Annotated in this window: 12 protein-coding genes; 7 read left to right on the forward strand and 5 right to left on the reverse strand. The window is 31.2% G+C overall.

All coding sequences use genetic code 11. The features are described from left to right. Positions 1-136 precede the first annotated feature (136 nt). Positions 137-2,176: a cation:proton antiporter gene (locus HMPREF2663_RS10365; RefSeq protein WP_002475343.1), complete on the forward strand. Its 2,040-nt coding sequence runs from the start codon at positions 137-139 to the stop codon at positions 2,174-2,176. Positions 2,177-2,910: 734 nt separating this feature from the next. On the opposite strand, the gene mntC is transcribed toward HMPREF2663_RS10365, so the two are convergent. Genes mntC through HMPREF2663_RS10380 form a run of 3 tightly spaced genes read right to left on the reverse strand, consistent with a single transcriptional unit; the run spans position 2,911 to position 5,420 of the window. Further along, positions 2,911-3,840, reverse strand: a complete 930-nt coding sequence (gene mntC, locus HMPREF2663_RS10370) for a manganese ABC transporter substrate-binding lipoprotein MntC (RefSeq protein WP_002445828.1) — start codon at positions 3,838-3,840, stop codon at positions 2,911-2,913. Then, positions 3,837-4,673: a metal ABC transporter permease gene (locus tag HMPREF2663_RS10375; RefSeq protein ID WP_002445829.1), complete on the reverse strand. Its 837-nt coding sequence runs from the start codon at positions 4,671-4,673 to the stop codon at positions 3,837-3,839. Before HMPREF2663_RS10375 ends, mntC begins: the two co-directional genes overlap by 4 nt. Continuing rightward, positions 4,674-5,420 carry a metal ABC transporter ATP-binding protein gene (locus HMPREF2663_RS10380; RefSeq protein ID WP_002445830.1) on the reverse strand — a complete coding sequence of 249 codons (747 nt, stop codon included), beginning with the start codon at positions 5,418-5,420 and terminating at the stop codon, positions 4,674-4,676. Positions 5,421-5,539: 119 nt separating this feature from the next. On the opposite strand from HMPREF2663_RS10380, the gene HMPREF2663_RS10385 reads away from it, so the two are divergent. Then, positions 5,540-6,184 carry a metal-dependent transcriptional regulator gene (locus tag HMPREF2663_RS10385; protein ID WP_002445831.1) on the forward strand — a complete coding sequence of 215 codons (645 nt, stop codon included), beginning with the start codon at positions 5,540-5,542 and terminating at the stop codon, positions 6,182-6,184. Positions 6,185-6,347: 163 nt separating this feature from the next. Here HMPREF2663_RS10385 and HMPREF2663_RS10390 read toward each other — a convergent pair whose 3' ends face one another. Then, positions 6,348-7,094 (reverse strand): M50 family metallopeptidase, encoded by a 747-nt coding sequence (locus HMPREF2663_RS10390; RefSeq protein WP_002445832.1) that lies wholly within the window; start codon positions 7,092-7,094, stop codon positions 6,348-6,350. Between the two features lie 173 nt (positions 7,095-7,267). On the opposite strand from HMPREF2663_RS10390, the gene tarA reads away from it, so the two are divergent. Further along, positions 7,268-8,026, forward strand: a complete 759-nt coding sequence (gene tarA / locus HMPREF2663_RS10395) for an N-acetylglucosaminyldiphosphoundecaprenol N-acetyl-beta-D-mannosaminyltransferase TarA (RefSeq protein WP_020360340.1) — start codon at positions 7,268-7,270, stop codon at positions 8,024-8,026. Between the two features lie 77 nt (positions 8,027-8,103). Here tarA and tagH read toward each other — a convergent pair whose 3' ends face one another. Next, positions 8,104-8,898 (reverse strand): teichoic acids export ABC transporter ATP-binding subunit TagH, encoded by a 795-nt coding sequence (tagH, locus tag HMPREF2663_RS10400; RefSeq protein WP_001832071.1) that lies wholly within the window; start codon positions 8,896-8,898, stop codon positions 8,104-8,106. A 330-nt stretch (positions 8,899-9,228) separates the two neighbouring features. Between tagH and HMPREF2663_RS10405 the strand changes: the two genes are divergently transcribed. From HMPREF2663_RS10405 to tagD, 4 genes are all read left to right on the forward strand, one after another. After that, complete coding sequence (locus HMPREF2663_RS10405) at positions 9,229-10,041, forward strand: ABC transporter permease (protein WP_002445834.1); 813 nt, start codon at positions 9,229-9,231, stop codon at positions 10,039-10,041. Positions 10,042-10,364: 323 nt separating this feature from the next. Then, positions 10,365-11,456 (forward strand): teichoic acid glycerol-phosphate primase TarB, encoded by a 1,092-nt coding sequence (gene tarB / locus HMPREF2663_RS10410; protein ID WP_002445835.1) that lies wholly within the window; start codon positions 10,365-10,367, stop codon positions 11,454-11,456. Continuing rightward, on the forward strand, positions 11,456-12,520 hold the full coding sequence (locus HMPREF2663_RS10415) for a glycosyltransferase family 2 protein (protein ID WP_002475344.1): 1,065 nt from the start codon (positions 11,456-11,458) through the stop codon (positions 12,518-12,520). The genes tarB and HMPREF2663_RS10415 overlap by 1 nt, the downstream gene beginning before the upstream one ends. Positions 12,521-12,654: 134 nt before the next feature. Continuing rightward, on the forward strand, positions 12,655-13,053 hold the full coding sequence (gene tagD, locus HMPREF2663_RS10420) for a glycerol-3-phosphate cytidylyltransferase (protein ID WP_001833002.1): 399 nt from the start codon (positions 12,655-12,657) through the stop codon (positions 13,051-13,053). Positions 13,054-13,084: the final 31 nt, after the last annotated feature.

Raw genomic sequence — 13,084 nt, forward strand, 5'->3', positions numbered from 1 at the left:
GTTAATAGTTATGTCCTTATAGGAATGACTTTATTGTTATTATTTCACTTCTTCAGTGTTGCAGTAGATAACCTCGCAACTTTTTATTGTTTTGATGACTAAGTTTGCAATTAAAAATTAATAAAGAGGTGAAAGTGTGGAGATATTTGAAACTCTACTCATATTTGTCGCACTAGTTATTGTGAGCTCCTTTGTACATACTTTCATACCTAAAGTACCTCTTGCATTTATCCAAATTTTTCTTGGGATGATTTTATACCTCACTCCCATTCCAGTTGAATTCAATTTTGATTCTGAATTATTTATGGTTACATTGATCGCACCATTACTATTCGTTGAGGGTGTTAATGTTTCAAGAGTACATTTAAGGAAGTATATCAAACCTGTTATGATGATGGCTCTAGGTCTTGTTATAACTACTGTTATAGGCGTAGGACTGTTTATTCATTGGATTTGGCCTGAATTACCTATAGGTGCTGCTTTCGCAATTGCAGCTATCCTTTGTCCTACAGACGCTGTTGCTGTACAAGCAATCACGAATGGTAAGGTTTTACCAAAAGGTTCAATGACCATTCTTGAAGGTGAATCTTTACTTAATGATGCTGCAGGTATCATTTCATTTAAAATTGCCGTTGGTGTATTGATTACTGGAACTTTTTCCATTTTTGATGCGATTCAACAATTTTTGATTGCCTCTATCGGAGGTGCTATTGTCGGCCTACTTATAGGTATGGCTTTAGTTAGATTTCGTTTAACATTAATGAGACGTGGCATTGAGAACATTAACATGTTTACATTTATACAATTGCTGACGCCGTTTGTCACTTATTTGATTGCTGAATTATTCCATGCATCAGGGATTATTGCAGCAGTAGTTGCGGGACTCGTGCATGGATTTGAACGTGACCGTATAGCTCAAACGAGAACACAACTACAGATGAGCTATAATCACACATGGAGTATTTTAGGCTACGTTTTAAATGGTTTTGTGTTTTCAATTTTAGGTTTTTTAGTACCAGAGGTAATAGTGAAAATTATTAAAACTGAACCGCATAATTTATTATTCTTAATCGTCATCACATTGCTAGTCGCTCTTGCGGTGTATCTCTTTAGATTTGTGTGGGTATATGTACTTTATCCTTATTTCTATTTATCTGTCAGTCCATTCCAAAAAATGATTTCTAAAAATGATGAAGATAAAGTTACTGAGAGTAAACCTAAGCGTAGCTTATATGCACTAATCATGACTCTATGTGGTGTGCATGGAACAATTTCACTCGCAATCGCCTTAACCTTGCCATATTTATTAGCAAATCATGAAACATTTGCTTATCGAAATGATTTATTATTTATTGCTTCCGGAATGGTAATATTAAGTTTAATTATTGCACAAGTCATTCTTCCTTTAGTAACGCCTGATAGCCCTAAAGTGAAGATAGGTAATATGTCATTTAAAGAGGCGAGAATCTACATTTTAGAACATGTTATCGATTATCTAAATCAAAAATCGACGTTTGAAACGAGTTACCGTTATGGAAACGTCATTAAAGATTACCACGATAAACTCACATTTTTAAAAACGGTTGAAAAGGAAGATGAAAACTCCAAAGAACTAGAACGACTTCAAAAGATTGCATTTAACGTAGAAACAAAAACGCTAGAGAAATTGGTTGATGATGGCGAAATTACTGAGAGTGTTCTTGAAAACTATATGCGTTATGCTGAACGAACAGAAGTGTATAAACAAGCTTCGTTATTAAGACGTATTATTGTTGGTTTAAGAGGAATGCTATTGAAACGTCGTGTAAAAACAAAAATTAATTCAGCATCATCTCTTAGTGTTACTGATAACTTATTAGAATTGGGTAAAATCAATAAGCTTGTTCATTATAACGTCGTAAGTCGTTTAGCCCAAGAAGCTACTACTGATAATAAACTAGAAGTAGGTATGATTTGCGATGGATATCTGATGAGAATAGATAACTTAACACCGAACAACTTCTTTAATTCCAGACATGAAGATACACTTACCAAAATTAAATTAAATGCTTTAAGAGAACAACGTCGTATTCTAAGAGAACTAATTGAAAATGATGAGATAACAGAAGGTACTGCATTAAAATTAAGAGAATCCATTAATTATGATGAAATGGTTATTGTAGATAGTATGACATAATGAATAAAAAATAATATATAAGCAAAGCTTCCAAATGACTTCTTAAACTAAAGTTGATTTGGAAGCTTTTATCATTTTAAATGATATGGTTGCTTAGAATATATTGTTCGGTTAAACATATTTGTATAGATCGCATTCATGTAGTTTGAAATTTTATTTAAAATGAAAAAGTTGCACTAATATCAATTGATTAGTGCAACTAACGTCTCCATGGGGAGGATAATGGATACCACGGAGATAACTGAGTGATTATTTGTGGCTTTAGTAACTATTCAAAAATTGAATAGAACTTATAAATATTAATTACAATTAATGACACAAGTAATTAGATATTCATTGTATATACATTATTCATACTTATCGCTCAAAAATATGAAGTAATGTATTGGTACATCATCATTATTTAAAGCACCATTTACGGAGAGGGTGGGGCTTCAGTTTATTTATGATAATGTACAGCTAACTAATACCACCATATCGTGTGTAAAAGATGTTGTTTATATTATAGGAGGGTAATATAAAACCACACGATATGGGACTACTAGTTATATAGTATGATGAGTATAAAGAAGTAATCCTCTGCTCAAAATGTTTAAATATAATGGCAGACGATGACTGAGTTGAAAGTTGGCTTGAAATAAGTTGTTTCAACTATAGTCTTCGTTGCCATTAGCGACTGAATTCAAAACGAATCCGGTCTTATTAACATATCATTTAGGGCTATTTTTACCATGTTATTTCATACTACCATGTATTGTATCAATATTAGATTTCATCATTTTATAGTATGAATCCCCTTTAGTACCTTTCTTACCTATAGAGTCGGTAAATACTTCACCATAAATATCTTTCTTAGTTTCTTCTGATAAACTTTGCATAGCTTTTTTATCTACGCTCGTTTCAACTAATAAATGTTTTAAATGATGATCTTTAACAAATTTAATAGCTTGTTTCATTTGACCAGGTGTACCTTGTTTTTCTGTGTTTATCTCCCAAATATAACCTGGTTTAACATCGAATTGTTGAGCAAAATATTTAAATGCACCTTCACTTGTCATCATGGCACGTTGATTTTGGGGTATGTCATCAAATTTATTTTTACTATCTTTATTAAGTTCTTCTAATTTTGATATATATGCATTCCCTTGCTTTTCATATGTAGACTTATCTTTTTTATCATGATGTTCTAGTGATTTTTGTATTGTTTTTACGTATTTAATTCCATTATCTAAACTTAACCATGCATGAGGATCTTGTTTGTTTTTGTTACCTTCCTCACCATTTAAGTATATTGGTTTAACATTATTTGATGCTGCTATCACACTTTTATCTTTTGTTGATTTTCCTGCTTGGTCAAGTGCTTTTTCAAACCAACCATTTCCAGTTTCTAGGTTTAAACCATTATAAAATACAACGTCAGCATCTGTTAATGCTTTAATATCTTTAGGCTTAACCTCATATTCATGTGGGTCTTGTCCTACTGGAACGATGCTATGAACATCGACTTTATTTCCACCGACACGTTTAACCATGTCATAGAGAATAGAGTTTGTAGTTACAACTTTTAATTTTCCTTCATGTGAGTGATGTTCATGGTTACTTTGATTCCCACACGCGGCAAGGATAATTAAAAATGCTATTACTAAAGCGAGAATTTTTTTCACGTTAAAGCGCTCCTTTTTTGTTTATTTTTAATTCTAGTGATTGATAGCGTTACAATATAAATCATAAAGGTACAGATTACAATAGTTGCTCCACTTGGAATATTATATATATAACTAAAATATAGACCGATAATCGAACTTATCACGCTGATTATGCTTGCAATTACCATCATGGTATAAAGTTGTTTACTGATTAAAAAAGCTGTAGATGCTGGAGTAATTAGTAAAGCAACTACAAGGATGATTCCAACTGTTTGTATGCTCGCAACAGTCACAAGTGCGAGTAATAACATGACAAAGTAGTGAATTATTGTTGTGTTCAGACCGCTCATACGACTAAAAGTTGAATCAAATGTTGAAATCATTAAAGGTCTATAAAAGATAATAATAAGTAAAATAACTAATACAGTAATGACAATTGTTGTCCAAAATGATTGATGCGTAATTGCTAATAAATTACCAAATAAAATGTGATATAAATCTGTTGTACTATTGATTAAACTAATAATTATGACGCCAGATGCTAGGAATGCAGTGAAACTAATTCCTATTGCAGCATCTGGTTTTGTTTTACTGTTTGAAGTAATAAAACCAATAAACAAACTTGCAAGCATTCCTGTTACAAGTGCCCCGATAAACATTGGAATATTAAATAAGAAAGATAAAGCAACACCTGGTAAAACAGCATGACTCATGGCATCACCCATTAAAGAAAGACCGCGTAAAACAATAATGCTACCCATCGTCCCACATACAATCCCAACTAAAATAGATGTGATTAATGCACGGTTTAAAAATTGATAACTAAGTAAATGGTTAAAGAAATCTAACATCTAATTCGTACTCCCTTGTGAGGATAGTGTTAAAAGCGAATCATCTTTGTAATTAATGAAAGTTGCATTTAATCGTTTAGATGATAGGGCTTCTTTTGTTGGCCCCAAAAATTGCAACGATTGATTTAATAATAAAATGCGATCAAAATATTGATCTGCTTTTGATAAATCATGATGAACAATTAAAATCAATTTACCCATATGTCTTAAATGTTTAATTTTCTTCATAATCAGTTGTTCGCTGTAAATGTCGATGCCAACAAAAGGTTCGTCTAAACAATAAATATCACTATTACTCATAAGTGCTCTTGCAACAAGAACACGTTGTAATTGTCCACCACTTAATTCTGCAATTTGCCGATGGCGTATATGGTCGAGTTCTAAATCATTCAGTAATTGGTTAAGTTTCGTTTTTTCAACTACACTTGCTTTTTTAAACCATCCAATGTCTTCATAACATCCTGATAGTATCACTTGATCCACTTTTATAGGAAAATCTAAATCAATATGTGCTTTTTGTGGGATATATGTAATATATCTAAGCTGTGTATGTATAGGGTGATCATATAATGTATGTTTACCAGTCGCTTTAAATTCTCCAATAAATGCTTTGAGAAGAGATGATTTACCGGCACCATTAGGTCCTACAATACCAATGATTTCACCATTTATAGGTAATGAGAATGTAATATCTTTAAGAATGTGCTTTTTTCCCAAAAATAAATTCAAATGATTCACTTCGAGCAATAATTAAAACCTCCTAATAAAAAGTTTAGGTTAACCTAATTTATTTTATAATATACCCTGAAGTTTTAACATGTCAAGTTAATTCATGGTACAATAAAGTGAATGTGTGAGGTGAAACGATGTTAACTGAAGAAAAAGAGGATTATTTGAAAGCAATTTTGACTAATGATGGCGACGTGTCCTTTGTATCAAATAAAAAACTATCACAATTTTTAAATATCAAACCACCATCAGTAAGTGAAATGGTGGGTCGTTTAGAAAAGGAAGGCTATGTTGAAACAAAACACTATAAAGGTGCCCGTTTAACTGAAGAAGGATTAAAGCAAACGTTAGACATCATTAAGCGACATCGATTACTAGAATTATTTTTAATAGAAATTTTACAATATAATTGGGAAGAAGTTCATCAAGAAGCTGAAATACTTGAACATCGGATATCAGATTTATTTGTAGAACGTTTAGATAAGATTTTAAACTTTCCGAAAACATGCCCTCATGGAGGCGTCATTCCTAGAGGTGATCAATATAAAGAAATTTTTACTACGTCAATTCTCAATTTTGAACCTGGAGAATGTGTTACTGTACGACGAGTTCGTGATAAGACAGAGTTGTTAGTTTACTTATCAAGTAAGGATATTTATATTGGAAATACAGTTGAAGTTGTATCCAAAGATGATACCAATAAGGTTATTATTCTTAAGAGGAATGATATTGTAACAATTTTAAGCTATGAAAATGCGATGAATATTTTTGCAGAAAAATAAACGATAAAAAGAGCCTAGGATTAATTTCCTAGGCATTTTTAAGGTATTGGAATTTCGTGAAAAAATTTAAATGTGTTTGTAATAAGCGTTTTAAGTCATTGCCTCGTTGTTAGAATGTGATTACCAATTCAATGTATAGAATGATGAAATTTATGTATCGTATTTATAGTATTGTGTATTTGATTAATAAATACACAGTATAGAAATTGAATAATATCCATACCAAACTAAAGATAAAGGTGGGTACTCGAGTAATCTCCGTTAAAGCACTGCCATCCCAAGAAGGTTTAGGTCGTTGAAAGGTAAGACGAAAAATCGTCCATGATGATTGTAATATTTCACCTAAAAGTACGCCTAAAATAAAATGGTAACTTAATGTGACGATGTCATAAATGAACCATTGATGGTCTTGCCTAAATACTAAATAGAGTAAACTTGAGATGAGTATAATGACAATCAAAGGTGATAGTTTACGGGAAGTAATAAAGAAATAATATATAAAAATAAGTAAATATATAGTGATAAATATACTTGGATATTGATAGTGAATAGATACCAATCCAGTTAAAAACATCAATGGTGGCATAAGATAACCGCCTATAGTTGTAATGAACTGACCTAAGTATCCTTTAGATTGTGTAATGGCATAGCCTTGTTGTGAAGTGACGTTTCTTTCTCGAGGGCTTGTCACAATGACAAGATCTTTGGCCTTCCCACCAACGAGTTTGTTAAATAAGACGTGTCCAAATTCGTGTGTAAGTACCGGTATATAATTTAAATAAATATCTAAGAAAGCGTTAAAGCCTTTATATCTATAATAGTGTATGATTAAGTAAAGCAGTCCAATAACTAAAATAAGATAGATATTTAATTGGATAGTTGTAGTAATAAAATTTTGTATATGAATCATAAGTGGACCTCGTATTTTTAAAAGTTAAAATCATCTTTATTTAATTATATATGAAAAGACTATGGATATCCTTTAGACTTTAGATGTAAATGATTAGAAAATATTTTTTGTTTAAATTTTCATGTGTTAAAATATTCATGCATTTTAAACGTGTTGTAAAGTGGGGATTGGATATGTATCAAAACCAAAGAATAAAAAATAAAATTAACATATTAGGTGTAAATTTTGATAATACTACAATGTTGGAAATGGTAGAAAATATTAAACAGTTCATATCTAGTAATACAGATGATAATTTATTTATAGTGACTGCTAATCCTGAAATCGTGGATTATGCAACTGAACATGAGCAATATAGGAATTTAATTAATCAAGCTGATTATGTAGTTCCAGATGGTACAGGAATAGTAAAAGCTTCAAAGCGATTAAAACAGCCATTAAAACGGCGTGTGCCAGGAATAGAACTTCTTGAAGAATGTTTGAAAATAGCACATGTCAGCCATCAGCGTGTATATCTGCTTGGATCTAAAAATGAAATTATTGAGACAACAGAGAAAAAGCTTCAATCTCAATATCCTAATATTCACTTTGCACATCATCATGGCTATATTCATCTAGAAGATGAAACAGTCATAAAGCGTATAACAAGTTTTAATCCTGATTACATTTTTGTAGGAATGGGATTTCCAAAGCAAGAACAATGGATTCAAAAGCATAAGGACAAATTTAAACACACTGTAATGATGGGCGTAGGTGGGTCGTTTGAAGTATTCAGTGGCTCAAAGAAAAGGGCACCTCAAATATTTAGAAAGTTAAATATTGAGTGGGTATACCGTGTACTTATCGATTGGAAACGCATTGGGAGAATGATAAGTATTCCTAAATTTATGTTAAAGGTAGCAATACAAAAATATAAAATGAAATCAAAATAAGTGTAAAAAAGGGAGGCAATCAATTCGGATGAATTTTATTGCACTCCCTTAATGTTTTAGTTTTACTTTCTTCAAATTTATTTTACGACAAAACGTGACTCATCTAATTTATTTCTAAATTCCTTTTGTTCTGCTTTAGATTTTTTCTTAAAAGTTTTAAGAAATGCCTCATAATCAGGTAATACTTCTTCAAGTTCGCCGAATTCTTTTAGTTTACCGCCCTCTATCCAAGCGATTTTTGTACAAAATTCGCGCACTTGTCTAATATTATGACTAACAAAAAATATTGTTTTTTTAGCCGCTTTAAATTCATAAATTTTATCTAAACATTTTTGAGTAAATGTTTGATCGCCTACTGATAATGCTTCGTCAATAACTAATATGTCAGGATTAACAGTAATATTAATTGAAAATCCAAGTTTTGCACGCATACCACTTGAATATTTTTTAACAGGTTGATAAATAAATTCGCCGAGTTCACTAAATTCTATAATTTCCGGCATTAATTTTTTAATTTCTTTCCTTTTAAAGCCCATGCAGAGCATTTTAAATTCAATATTTTCTACACCTGTCAATTGTCCGTTTAAACCTGCATTAATAGCGATGACACTCACATCACCATGTCTTGTTATTTCACCGGAACTTGGTGAAATTGAGCCACCAATCATATTACTTAAAGTAGACTTACCTGAACCGTTGATGCCGACTAAGCCTATCACATCTCCCTCATGCGCTGTTAAACTTACGTTATCCAGAGCGTAAAATGTTTTATTTTTGTTTTTAGGTATTAATGCATCTTTAATTCTATCTTTATTATTTCTATAGATACGGTATTCTTTTGTCAAATTTTCAATATTTACCGAAACGCTCATTTTGTACCATCCTTATAAACATTTATATAGATTATAATATACAACACATCAGTTGTTAAATTTATTAACCTAGTGTAAAGTGAATAGAAGATTTTATTGAAAATAAATTTAACACAGTGAGTTAAGAAAGTGGTTCATTTTCTAAAATTCAATCTTACACGAAATTTCTAACAATTTTTAACTGAATTGATTGTATAATATAATGAGCTTATGATAAACAGTTAAATGTTATTATTTAAGAATGGACTCAATGAATCAAATTAAAGAGAAACTATTAATGATTTACAATAGATAGATAATCTATTATAGGAGAAAGCGTGGTTAAGTTTAATGTTCGCAGTTGGAACGGTTTTAAAAGAACATATCAAAAACTTCTATTTAATTCAAAGACTAGCACAATTCCAAATTAAAATTACCAATCATAATAACTATCTGGGTATTGCATGGGAAGTATTGAACCCTGCTTTACAAATCATGGTGTACTGGCTTGTTTTTGGTTTAGGAATTAGAAGCAATGCACCAATACATGGCATTCCGTTTGTATTTTGGTTGTTAGTTGGTATAAGTATGTGGTTCTTTATTAATCAAGGTGTGTTAGAAGGGACTAAATCAATCTCTCAGAAATTCAATCAAGTGGCAAAGATGAATTTCCCACTTTCAATCATTCCTACTTATATTGTAACAAGTAGGTTCTATGGTCATTTAGGATTATTAGCAATTATTATAATAGCTTGTATGTGCAATGGAATTATCCCTTCAATTCACATTGTACAATTACTTATATATGTACCTTTTGCATATTTACTAACATCGTCGGTGGCACTTTTAACATCAACTTTGGGGATTTTAATTAGAGATACGCAGATGATTATGCAAGCATTAATGAGAATATTGTTTTATATGTCTCCGATTTTATGGGTGCCAAAAAATCATGGCGTAAGTGGTTTGATTCATCAAATTATGTTATTTAATCCAGTATATTTTATCGCAGAATCATACCGAGCAGCAATATTGTTCCATCAATGGTATTTCATAGATCATTGGAAGTTAATGCTATATAACGTTATTATCATTCTCTTATTCTTTATAGTAGGTTCTATTTTACATAGACGCTATAGAGATCACTTTGCGGACTTCTTGTAAAAGTGTCAATCAAGAGAGTTCTATTAACGGTTTACCATAAAATGAATTAATATTTAGCTTATTATTAAAGATTTAGTTTTTTATAAAAAGAAATTTTTAAATAACTGGTTGTTAGAAATAGTTCAAATTTAATATATGCCATATTGACATTATGAGGTAGGACAATGGATTCAAGATGAATTCGTAGTCCTACTTTTTTAATAATATCGAGACTTTTAGTAGAATTTTTGAGTAAATTAAAAATTATTTGCTTTTATTTTCTTTGAAAGTAAGTATCGTTTATAATTTGATATAATGATTGGAAATTTAAAGATGGTGAAAAAATGAGATTGATAATTAAAAAGATTTATATCTTAGCTATTGTGCTTTTAAATATGATTTTTAAACCGTTTAATGTTAATTCGAAGCACATTGTGATAATGATGACCTTTAAGCAAGATGTTTTGCCTATTATAGAGGCCTTATGTAGTGAAGGATACCATGTAACGGTTATTGGTAAAAAAATATACCAGAAAGATATTAATAACATTAATCATGCATATTTTATACCCGCCGGAAATAAATATATTATGAAACATATGAAAGTATTAAGTAAAGCAAAGGTTATTATTTTAGATACGTATTATTTAATGATGGGTGGCTATCAGAAGAAAAAAGGGCAAACTGTTATTCAAACATGGCATGCTGCCGGTGCTCTTAAAAATTTTGGTTTAACTGATCATCAAGTTGATTTAAAAAACAAGGCTATGGTAAGACAATACAAAAAAGTTTATGATGCTACCGATTATTATTTGATAGGTGGGGAGAAAATGGCTCAATGTTTTATACAATCGTTTGATGCATCACCATCGCAAATGTTAAAGTTTGGACTTCCAAGACTGACCCAATACTTTAGAAGTAATCTTAAGTTAGAACAACAACGATTAAAAAAGAAATATCATATTACAAATAAACTCGCAGTATATGTTCCGACCTATAGAGAAGGTCAAGTAGCACAACGTACTATTGATAAAGAAAACTTTGAACGGCACTTGCCGAATTATACGTTATTGAGTCATTTGCATCCTTCGACTGTTGATTGTCAAACTGCTCATTCAATCGATGTCACCTCATTGTTAATTATGGCGGATATTATTATAAGTGATTATAGCTCATTACCTATTGAAGCAAGTGCACTTAATAAACCGACACTTATTTATAATTATGATGAACAACAATATGAAAAAGTAAGAGGATTGAATGAATTTTATTATGCAATTCCTGAACGGTATAAAATGAGTAATGAAGAGTCAATTATACAAGCGATACATGATAACGATGAGCAATTTCAATCTTTATTTAATGATTGGCATCAATATAATTCAAAAGATAGTCTTAACCAGTTAGTCCATTTTATTAATAAGTTGGTGAAATAATGAAATTAGCAATAATTATTCCAGTGTATAACGCTGAAGAAACGATTAAACGGGCCATACTCTCAGTTGATACTAGTGTGCCTTATGAGATTATTTGTATCAATGATGGTTCAACTGATCAAACACAACATGTACTAACAGAACTACAACAAAAACATCCTCACATCAAAGTCATTCATCAGAGTAATCAAGGAGCAGCTCGAAGTAGAAATGTTGGCTTAGAAGCTATGTCTGAAGATGTTGATGCATTTTTATTTTTAGACGCAGATGATGAGTTTTTACCTAGTAGGATTGATTTAATGGTGGATGCTTTTAAGAAAAACAAAGAAACCGATATTGTTATCGGTCAAATGGCCAGAGAAGTTAACGGCGAATGGCAAGTCATTTCGACCCATCAATCTATGGTGAAAGATGCGATTGTCACACTTGATCGTAAACCGGATATTTTACAATCGATAGGACCTGGAGCAAAATTATTTAGCACGAAGTATGCCGGATTACGTTTTGATGAAGATGTCGTTTTCTGTGAAGAACATACCTTTATTGTCAAAGCGTTCTCTAAAGCGCGAGATATTCAACTTATACCTAACATTGTATATGGCTATAATGAGAGAGAAGGATCAGTAACAGCGCAACGTGCTGATACATTTTTACCTTATATGAGTGATGCGTTAAAAGTTCGTCAACGCGTGATGGAATTACTATTATTATTAGATGAAAAAATCTACTATAGTTATCGAATGGATAACCTCATAGTAAGTTACTTAATACAGGCGCATTTAAAGAAAAATAACAAAATGACGCAATCTTTGCTTGAAAGTGTTATAGCTTATATGAAAGCTATGCAGCATACACATTACTCGGGAGAGGCTATGTTTCGAATTGTTAGAGCTGTTGAACAGAGTGCAACGCATTGGACAAAGCCTTTATACTTACAATGGAAAAAGGCACTTAGTGAGGTTGGAATTGGCAGACCAGGCTTAATTCGTTTTAAACTTCAAGTTATACCTAAAAAGTTATCATTTTCTGGTAAAGAATCACTAAAAAGAATTTTTAAAAAATAACTTTTCTTTGAAGTAAGTTTTAAATTTATTTATGTTTAGTATCTAATATAGTATTAATGGCATGCTCAAAATATTTATGATACATTAAGATTATAAATTTTTATTAAATTTTTAGTTAAGGAGAATTTCGTATCATGAAAAGAGTCATTACTTATGGTACATATGACTTGCTTCATTATGGTCATATTGAATTACTTAGAAGAGCTCGTGAGATGGGGGATTATCTTATCGTTGCGCTTTCTACTGATGAATTCAACCAAATCAAAAACAAAAAATCATATTACGATTATGAACAACGTAAGATGATGTTAGAGTCTATTAGATACGTAGACTTAGTTATCCCTGAAGAAGGATGGGGACAGAAAGAAAAAGATGTTGATCGTTTTGATGTTGATGTTTTTGTGATGGGTCATGATTGGGAAGGGGAATTTGATTTCCTTAAAGATAAGTGTGAAGTCATTTATCTTAACCGCACAGAAGGCATCTCAACTACCAAAATCAAGCAAGAATTATACGGAAAAGATACAAAATAACTAAGAGTATTTATGACACTATTGAACATTT

Origin of the sequence: Staphylococcus sp. HMSC077D08 (genome assembly GCF_001837945.1) — a bacterium.
In the GTDB taxonomy this organism is placed as follows: domain Bacteria; phylum Bacillota; class Bacilli; order Staphylococcales; family Staphylococcaceae; genus Staphylococcus; species Staphylococcus epidermidis.

Excerpts from the sequence above, each read along its gene's own strand:
- tarA (WP_020360340.1), top strand. The coding sequence starts at position 7,268 with ATGTATCAAAACCAAAGAATAAAAAATAAAATTAACATATTAGGTGTA.
- HMPREF2663_RS10390 (WP_002445832.1), bottom strand. The coding sequence starts at position 7,094 with ATGATTCATATACAAAATTTTATTACTACAACTATCCAATTAAATATC.
- HMPREF2663_RS10385 (WP_002445831.1), top strand. The coding sequence starts at position 5,540 with ATGTTAACTGAAGAAAAAGAGGATTATTTGAAAGCAATTTTGACTAAT.
- HMPREF2663_RS10405 (WP_002445834.1), top strand. The coding sequence starts at position 9,229 with ATGTTCGCAGTTGGAACGGTTTTAAAAGAACATATCAAAAACTTCTAT.
- HMPREF2663_RS10415 (WP_002475344.1), top strand. The coding sequence starts at position 11,456 with ATGAAATTAGCAATAATTATTCCAGTGTATAACGCTGAAGAAACGATT.
- HMPREF2663_RS10375 (WP_002445829.1), bottom strand. The coding sequence starts at position 4,673 with ATGTTAGATTTCTTTAACCATTTACTTAGTTATCAATTTTTAAACCGT.
- tagD (WP_001833002.1), top strand. The coding sequence starts at position 12,655 with ATGAAAAGAGTCATTACTTATGGTACATATGACTTGCTTCATTATGGT.
- tarB (WP_002445835.1), top strand. The coding sequence starts at position 10,365 with ATGAGATTGATAATTAAAAAGATTTATATCTTAGCTATTGTGCTTTTA.
- tagH (WP_001832071.1), bottom strand. The coding sequence starts at position 8,898 with ATGAGCGTTTCGGTAAATATTGAAAATTTGACAAAAGAATACCGTATC.